Source organism: Methylobacterium sp. E-005 (genome assembly GCF_022829725.1).
Taxonomy (GTDB): domain Bacteria; phylum Pseudomonadota; class Alphaproteobacteria; order Rhizobiales; family Beijerinckiaceae; genus Methylobacterium.
Genome location: NZ_JAKSYG010000135.1, coordinates 1 through 7595, shown reverse-complemented (window position 1 = coordinate 7595; position 7595 = coordinate 1). Strand labels below are relative to the sequence as shown.

Here is a 7595-nt window from a genome sequence, read left to right as displayed (position 1 = left end):
GCCGGAGCAGCTGGCGCTGCTGATCGCCCATCGCGAGGCAACGGACTTCTTTTCCGGATTGCGCTGCGTGGTGCTGGACGAGTTGCACGCGCTGGTCACGTCGAAGCGGGGTGATCTGCTGTCGCTGGCGATGGCGCGGCTGCACCGGCTGAGCCCCGGCCTCGCGGCGATCGGGCTCTCCGCGACGGTGCGGGAACCGGATGAGTTGCGGAAGTATCTGGTGCCGCAGAACCAGACCCTCCCTCCCCCCCCTGCGGGGGAGGGTGGCCCGCGGAGCGAGTCGGGAGAGGGGAGCGCCGGTCCAGAAGATGGCTCCGACCGTCATGAGGGCCGTGCCCCATCCGGAATCCGGGCTCCCCACTCCCGGGAGCTGCTGACGCAGGACCCACCCTCGCCCGCAGAGGGGGAAGGGAGAGCGGTGCCCCCCATGGCCGATCTCGTCACCGTGGCCGGCGGCGCGAAGGCGGATCTGCGGATGCTCGACCTCGGCCGGGCCCTGCCGATCTCCGGCCACACCGCGTGGCACTCGATGCCGGCGATCTACGACCTCATCAAAGAGCATCGCACCACGCTGGTCTTCGTGAACACTCGCCTCCAGGCCGAGTACACCTTCCAGGAGCTGTGGCGGCTCAACGAGGACGCGCTGCCGATCGCGATTCACCACGGCTCCCTCGACGCGCAGCAGCGCCGCCGGGTCGAGGCCGCCATGGCGGCGGGGCAATTGCGGGCCATCGTCTGTACCGCAACCCTCGACCTCGGGATCGACTGGGGCGATGTCGATCTTGTGGTCAATGTCGGCGCGCCGAAGGGGGCGAGCCGGATCATGCAGCGGATCGGTCGAGCCAACCACCGGATGGACGAGCCCTCGAAGGCCTATCTCGTCCCGGGCAACCGCTTCGAGATGCTGGAATGCCAAGCGGCGCTCGACGCCGTCGAGGAGGCCGCGCAGGACACCCCCGATGCCCGGCTGGGCGCCCTCGACGTGCTCGCCCAGCACGTGCTCGGTATGGCCTGCGCGGACGCCTTCGATCCCCTCGCCCTCTACGACGAGATCGTCTCGGCCGCGCCCTATGCGGACCTCACCTGGGAATCCTTCGAGCAGGTGGTCGATTACGTCGCCACCGGCGGCTACGCGCTGCGCGCCTACGAGCGCTTCGCCAAGATCCTGCGCGGGCCGGACGGCCTCTGGCGGGTGCGCGACGCCCGGACCGCGCAAGCCTATCGGATGAATGTCGGGACGATCGTCGAGGCGGCCCGCGTGCGGGTGCGCCTCGGCCGGACGCTGCGCGGGAAGCCCGGGACGGTGCTGCCGAAGACGGGCCGGGTGCTCGGTGAGATCGAGGACGAGTTCGCCGAAACGCTCACCGTCGGCGACACCTTCCTGTTCGCGGGCGAGACCCTGCGGTTCGAGGGGCTTGCCGAGGACGAGTGCCTCGTGACGCGCGCCCCGCCCGATACCGATCCGGCAATCCCCTCCTATGCCGGTTCGAAATTTCCGCTTTCGACCTTCCTCGCCGCGCGGGTCCGGGCGCTGATCGCCGACCCGTTCGAATGGGATCGGCTTCCGGAACAGATCGGCGCCTACCTGCTGCAACAGCGCCGCCGCTCGGTCCTGCCGGGCGAGCGCGACCTGCTGGTCGAGACCTTCCCGCGGGGCAAACGCTACTACCTGACCGCCTTCCCGTTCGAGGGGCGCCTCGCCCACCAGACGCTCGGCATGCTGCTGACCCGAAGGCTGGAGCGCGCCGGGCTGCGGCCCCTTGGCTTCGCGGCGAACGATTACGGCATCGCCATCTGGATGACCCGCGATATCGCCGAGCGCGCCGTCCTCGACCCGGACTTCATCGGCGACTTGTTTGCCGTCGACATGCTGGGCGACGACCTGGAGGCGTGGCTCGACGAGTCCGCGATGATGAAGCGGACGTTCCGCCAATGCGCGGTGATCGCCGGCCTGATCGAGCGCCATCACCCGGGCCTGAAGAAATCCGGCCGGGCGGTCACGATCTCGACCGACCTGATCTACGACGTGCTGCGCAAGCACCAGCCCGATCACCTCCTGCTGCGGGCCGCGCGGCAGGATGCGGCAACCGGACTCCTCGACGTGAGGCGCCTCGGTATGATGCTAGAGCGCATCCAGGGGCGAATCATCCACAGGTCTCTCGACCGGGTCTCGCCGCTCTCCGTGTCCGTGATGCTCGAGATCGGGCGCGAGCGGGTCTACGGCGAGGGCGCCGACGAGATCCTGGCCGAGGCCGAGGCGGAGCTTCTTCAAGAGGCCCTGTCCTGACCGCCGATCCGCCCTCCCCCGACGACGAGGATGCGATCTTGGCGGCCGGCCTGCGACTCGAGAAGACTCACAAGCACCCCACCCTTCAGCTCGCGGGCGAGACGCTGGTGCTCGACCTCTGCGGGGGCCTCTGGCTGCCGGAGCATCGGACGCTGATCGTGTCCGATCTCCATCTCGAGAAGGGCTCCTCCTACGCGGTCCGGTCCGGCCAGTTCCTGCCGCCCTACGACACCCGCGAGACGCTCGCCTGCCTGCATGAGGCCGTGGCGCGCCATGCTCCGGCCCGGGTGGTCGCGCTGGGCGATTCCTTCCACGACGCGCGGGGCCCCGAGCGTATGGAGCCGGGTGATCGCGCCATGGTGGCGGCGCTCCAGGAGGGCCGGGACTGGGTCTGGATCGCCGGGAACCACGACGCTGCGGTCAGCGAGGGCATCGGCGGCCGCTACGCCGACGCGCTGACGCTCGGTGGCCTTCTCCTGCGCCACGAGCCGAGTCCGGAACCCGTGACCGGTGAGATCGCTGGCCATCTGCATCCCTGCGGCAAGGTCGCGATGCGGGGTCGCACGGTGCGCCGCCGCTGCTTCGTCACCGATGGGTCGCGCCTCGTGATGCCGGCCTTCGGCGCCTATGCGGGCGGCTTGAACGTCCGTGAAAAGGCGATCGAAGGGCTGTTCCCGAAGGGTTTCACCGCCCACCTCCTCGGAGACGGGCGGGTCTTCGCCATCGGCCGGGCGCAACTCGCCCGGGACTGAGCGCCGACACCGGCCCTGCGGAAGAGCATCGCGGTTCTCCCGTCCCGCGGGGGGGCTTTGGGATTCGCGTGTCGGGCCCGAACACGCCCGGTCGGGATCGAGCGCGTCCCCTCTCCCGTGCGGAAGAGGGGGCAGGTCGTGCTCTGTCGCGGGCGTCGATGCCCGATCGGGATGTGTCGGGCTGGCCAGCGACCGGGGGCGAAGGGACGGTTGTCGTCCCGACAGGGCCCCGGATCAGCCCGCCTTCATGAAGCGGCTGACGCTCTCCGACAGACCCGAGGAATGATCCGCCAGGCTTCCGGCGATGCCGCGAACCGCGACGGCGAACTGGCCCGTCGCGCTTGCCGCCTGCGAGACCCCGCCGATGCTGCCCGACATCTCCTGAGTCGAGACCGCCTGCTCCTCCACCGCACTGGCCATGGCCAATGTCAGCTTGGAGAGCTCGCCGACAGCCGCGGTGATCATCTCGATGGCGCCCACCGCCTCGCCGGTCGCGCTCTGAATGGCCGAGACCTGCTGGGTGATCTCACCCGTCGCCTTGGCGGTCTGCTCGGCCAGCGCCTTGACCTCGCTGGCCACCACCGCGAAGCCGCGGCCGGCAGCCCCAGCCCGGGCGGCCTCGATCGTGGCATTCAGCGCCAGCAGGTTCGTTTGATCTGCGATCGACTTGATCATCGCGACGACGGCATCGACCTTCCGGGCGTTCTCGGCGAGCTGCCGCATCGTTGTGTCGGTGGTCTCGGCCTGCGTGGCGATCTGCTGCGCCCGCTCGGAGACGCGCCCGACCTGGCCGGAGATCTCCTGGATCGCGTTGTTCATCTGCTCCGAATTGACCGCGACCGAGGCGGCTTGCTCGCGCGCGGCATCGGCCGATCGGGTGAGACCCTCGGCGGATTGCTGCATCTCCTGGATCGCCGAGCCGACCGCTTCGACCACCCGCGTGACTTCGGAGGCCATCTGAACCTGCGCCGACACGACGGCCCAGGTCAGCATCGGACCGATATAGTTTCCCTTCTCGTCGTTGACGGCCGTGACCTGAAGGTCGAGCGTCTCGGGGCCAACCTTGATTTTGGTCCGATGCGGAAGGCGGCTCGCATCCGCCAGCATCGAACGCTGGTGGTGCGGGTTCTTGTGGAACACGTCGAACGAGTTCTGCATCATCTCGTCGACCTTGATCGGAAGATATTGCTCGAGCGGTCCAAGGGTTCTGCGCGAGGTCGCGTTCAGGTAGTCGATCCGAAAATTATCGCGCGGATCCGCGGTCATCACGGCGACCGGCATGTTGTCGATCATCGACATCAACCGGCCGATCTGCTTCTTCTTCGCCGAGATGTCGGAGGCGAATTTGACCACCTTCGCCGGCTTGCCCTGGGCATCCAGGATCGGGTTGTAGGTGGCCTCGAGCCAGACCGGGTTCTTGTCCTTGTCGAGCCGGAGGAATTCACCGGTCACGAACTGGCCCTTCCGCAGCTTGGCCCAGAATTCCGCATACTCGGCCGATTGGGCGTGCGCATCCTCGATGAAAATACGGTGATGCTTGCCGACGAGCTCGGCCTGAGAATATTGGATCAGATTCAGGAAGTTCTCGTTGGCTCTCAGAATGCTGCCATCCAACGAGAACTCGATGATCGCCAGCGATCGGTCGAGCGCGTTAATCTTGGCTTCGGCTTCGCTATAGGCGGATCGCTTGAACATATCTGGACTCACTGTCGCGTGCGCCGAAATAAGACATGAGATCGTTAATCTATCGCTAAAACGAATGCCAGGATCTGCATTCATAAAATTTAATGAGCGCTATCGGGTCGAGCAGAGAAACGAATATTGAGATATATTAATTAATATAAGCGACAGTGGAAGATCGAATATCAGATTATAGAGCGAGTGATCTTACATCAGGGTTTCAGAACCACCCGCGAATACGGAAATAGACAATCGGTGCCAGCGCGCTCAGAACGATGAGGGCCAGTGCGTAGGGATAGCCGTAAGTCCAGTCCAGCTCCGGCATGTGCTTGAAGTTCATGCCATAGATGGAGGCGATCAGTGTCGGTGGCACGCCCACCACCGACACGACGGTGAGCACGCGGAAGACGTTGTTCTGCTCGATGTTGATCAGACCGAGGGCCGCGTCGAGGAGGAACTGGACGTTCTCGGCCAGGCGCGTCTCGAACTCGTCGAGGGATTCGATGTCCCGCTTGATCGTGTCGAACCGGCCGTCCTCCGGCAGGCCTAAGCTGTCGCAGGCCGCCGCCACGAACGGCACGATCCGCTCGAGGCCCAGCAGGCTCGCCCGGATCTTACCCAAAACCTTCCCGCGATTGCTGATCCCGCGCAGGATCCGGCGCAGCGCGAGGTCGCGCCGCCGTGGCGGCGGGCTTTCCAGCCGCCGCCGGTCCGCCCCACGCACGTCAAAATCGAAGATCCGGGTCGAAAGCGAATCGAGTTCGGAGGCCATGTCCTCCAGCGCGTCCGCGAGGCTGTCGACCAACTCCTCCAGGATCACGAGGAAGATCGCGCTCGGGGTCGTGCTGCCGTCGCCGTCCGCGATCCGCTTGGCCGAGGAGTCGAAGGCGCGCAGTTCGTGGAACCGCACCGTGACGAGGTGATCCTTGGTCAGCAGGAAGCCGAGGGGCTTCAGCTGCGAGGCGCTGCTCTCGAAGGTGATCATCGGCGTTGAGAGCGACAGGCCGCCCTTCACCCGCCGCAGACGGCTCGACGTCTCAACCTCCGACAGGGCGGCGCGCGATGGGATACGCACGCCGGTCGCGGCCTCGACGGCGGCCGCCTCTTCGGAACTCGGATCGTTGAGATCCAGCCAGACGGCATCGGGTGCCACGTGGCCGGCGCTCTCGGGCGCGACCGGGCCTTCGGAACCGTGCAGGCTCAGCATCGCGGCGCGTGATCCAAAAGAGGGAACAGGAGCTTAGCCGCGGGACGTGCGACAGTCTTGACACGAAACCGGCCCGCGCCTATCTCGCAATCGTCTTTGGCACTCGCCGAGACAGAGTGCTAACAGTCAAGTTCGCGGCGGTCCCGCCGGCCGCTTCAACGCCAACTTTAGACCTGAAGCAAGAGGGCAGCTCATGAAGTTCCGTCCGCTGCACGACCGCGTGGTCGTCCGTCGCATCGAGAGCGAAGAGAAGACCAAGGGCGGCATCATCATCCCGGATTCCGCCAAGGAGAAGCCGCAGGAAGGCGAGATCGTCGCCGTCGGCCCCGGCGCCCGCGACGAGCAGGGCCGTGTCAACGCGCTCGACGTCAAGGCCGGCGACCGCGTCCTGTTCGGCAAGTGGTCCGGCACCGAGGTCAAGATCGACGGTCAGGACCTCCTGATCATGAAGGAATCTGACATCATGGGCGTCGTCGCCCTCTGATCGGTTCACCCCGTCCCGCCCTTTGAGGCCGTCCAAGGCCTTGGGGTTCAACCAGTAGCTAAGAGGCACACAATGGCAGCGAAAGACGTTCGTTTCTCCGCCGACGCCCGCGATAAGATGCTGCGCGGCGTCGATATCCTCGCCGATGCAGTGAAGGTGACGCTGGGCCCGAAGGGCCGCAACGTCGTGATCGAGAAGAGCTTCGGCGCCCCGCGCATCACCAAGGACGGTGTGACGGTCGCCAAGGAGATCGAGCTCTCCGACCGCTTCGAGAACATGGGCGCCCAGATGGTGCGCGAAGTGGCCTCGAAGACCAACGACATCGCGGGTGACGGCACCACCACCGCGACCGTGCTGGCCCAGGCCATCGTCCGTGAGGGCGCCAAGTACGTCGCCGCCGGCATCAACCCGATGGACCTGAAGCGCGGCATCGACCTCGCCACGGCCGCCGCCGTCAAGGACATCATTGCCCGCGCCAAGAAGGTCTCGACCTCCGACGAGGTCGCCCAGGTCGGCACCATCTCGTCGAACGGCGACACCGAGATCGGCCAGATGATCGCCCACGCGATGCAGAAGGTCGGCAACGAGGGCGTGATCACGGTCGAGGAGGCCAAGACCGCCGAGACCGAGCTTGACGTCGTCGAGGGCATGCAGTTCGACCGCGGCTACCTCTCCCCGTACTTCATCACGAACGCGGAGAAGATGGTCGCCGAGCTCGAGGATCCCTACATCCTCATCCATGAGAAGAAGCTGTCGTCGCTCCAGGCCATGCTGCCGGTGCTCGAGGCCGTCGTTCAGACCGGCAAGCCGCTCCTGATCATCGCCGAGGACATCGAGGGTGAAGCGCTCGCCACGCTCGTCGTCAACAAGCTCCGCGGCGGCCTGAAGGTCGCGGCCGTCAAGGCGCCGGGCTTCGGCGACCGCCGCAAGGCGATGCTCGAGGACATCGCGATCCTGACCAAGGGCCAGATGATCGCCGAGGATCTCGGCATCAAGCTCGAGAACGTGACGCTCCCCATGCTCGGCCGCGCCAAGCGCGTGCGCATCGAGAAGGAGAACACCACGATCATCGACGGCGTCGGCGAGAAGTCCGACATCGAGGGCCGCATCTCGCAGATCAAGGCGCAGATCGAGGAGACCACCTCGGACTACGACCGTGAGAAGCTGCAGGAGCGTCTGGCCAAG

6 protein-coding genes are annotated in these 7595 nt (G+C 66.3%); 4 read left to right on the top strand and 2 right to left on the bottom strand.

Going from position 1 to position 7595, the window contains the following annotated elements:
* Together MKK88_RS15295 and pdeM are read left to right on the top strand one after the other, a co-directional pair.
* Nucleotides 1-2287 (top strand): helicase-related protein (locus MKK88_RS15295; RefSeq protein WP_244001094.1); only part of this gene is annotated, 2287 nt, incomplete at its 5' end.
* A 38-nt stretch (nt 2288-2325) separates the two neighbouring features.
* Nucleotides 2326-3039: a ligase-associated DNA damage response endonuclease PdeM gene (gene pdeM / locus MKK88_RS15290; RefSeq protein ID WP_244001092.1), complete on the top strand. Its 714-nt coding sequence runs from the start codon at nt 2326-2328 to the stop codon at nt 3037-3039.
* A gap of 234 nt (nt 3040-3273) precedes the next feature.
* Here the strand turns inward: pdeM and MKK88_RS15285 are convergent, their stop codons facing one another.
* Both MKK88_RS15285 and MKK88_RS15280 read right to left on the bottom strand, forming a co-directional pair.
* Complete coding sequence (locus tag MKK88_RS15285; RefSeq protein WP_244001090.1) at nt 3274-4734, bottom strand: methyl-accepting chemotaxis protein; 1461 nt, start codon at nt 4732-4734, stop codon at nt 3274-3276.
* Between the two features lie 205 nt (nt 4735-4939).
* Nucleotides 4940-5926 carry a CorA family divalent cation transporter gene (locus MKK88_RS15280; RefSeq protein ID WP_244001088.1) on the bottom strand — a complete coding sequence of 329 codons (987 nt, stop codon included), beginning with the start codon at nt 5924-5926 and terminating at the stop codon, nt 4940-4942.
* A 193-nt stretch (nt 5927-6119) separates the two neighbouring features.
* Here MKK88_RS15280 and groES point away from each other — a divergent pair, with 193 nt between their 5' ends.
* Together groES and groL are read left to right on the top strand one after the other, a co-directional pair.
* On the top strand, nt 6120-6410 hold the full coding sequence (gene groES, locus MKK88_RS15275; protein WP_244001086.1) for a co-chaperone GroES: 291 nt from the start codon (nt 6120-6122) through the stop codon (nt 6408-6410).
* 72 nt (nt 6411-6482) lie between these two features.
* A partial coding sequence (gene groL / locus MKK88_RS15270; protein WP_244001084.1) for a chaperonin GroEL occupies nt 6483-7595 on the top strand: 1113 nt, incomplete at its 3' end.

Bases quoted from the DNA above. Each gene is read 5' to 3' on its own strand.
- MKK88_RS15285 (WP_244001090.1), bottom strand. From the start codon at position 4,734: ATGTTCAAGCGATCCGCCTATAGCGAAGCCGAAGCCAAGATTAACGCG.
- MKK88_RS15280 (WP_244001088.1), bottom strand. From the start codon at position 5,926: ATGCTGAGCCTGCACGGTTCCGAAGGCCCGGTCGCGCCCGAGAGCGCC.
- groES (WP_244001086.1), top strand. From the start codon at position 6,120: ATGAAGTTCCGTCCGCTGCACGACCGCGTGGTCGTCCGTCGCATCGAG.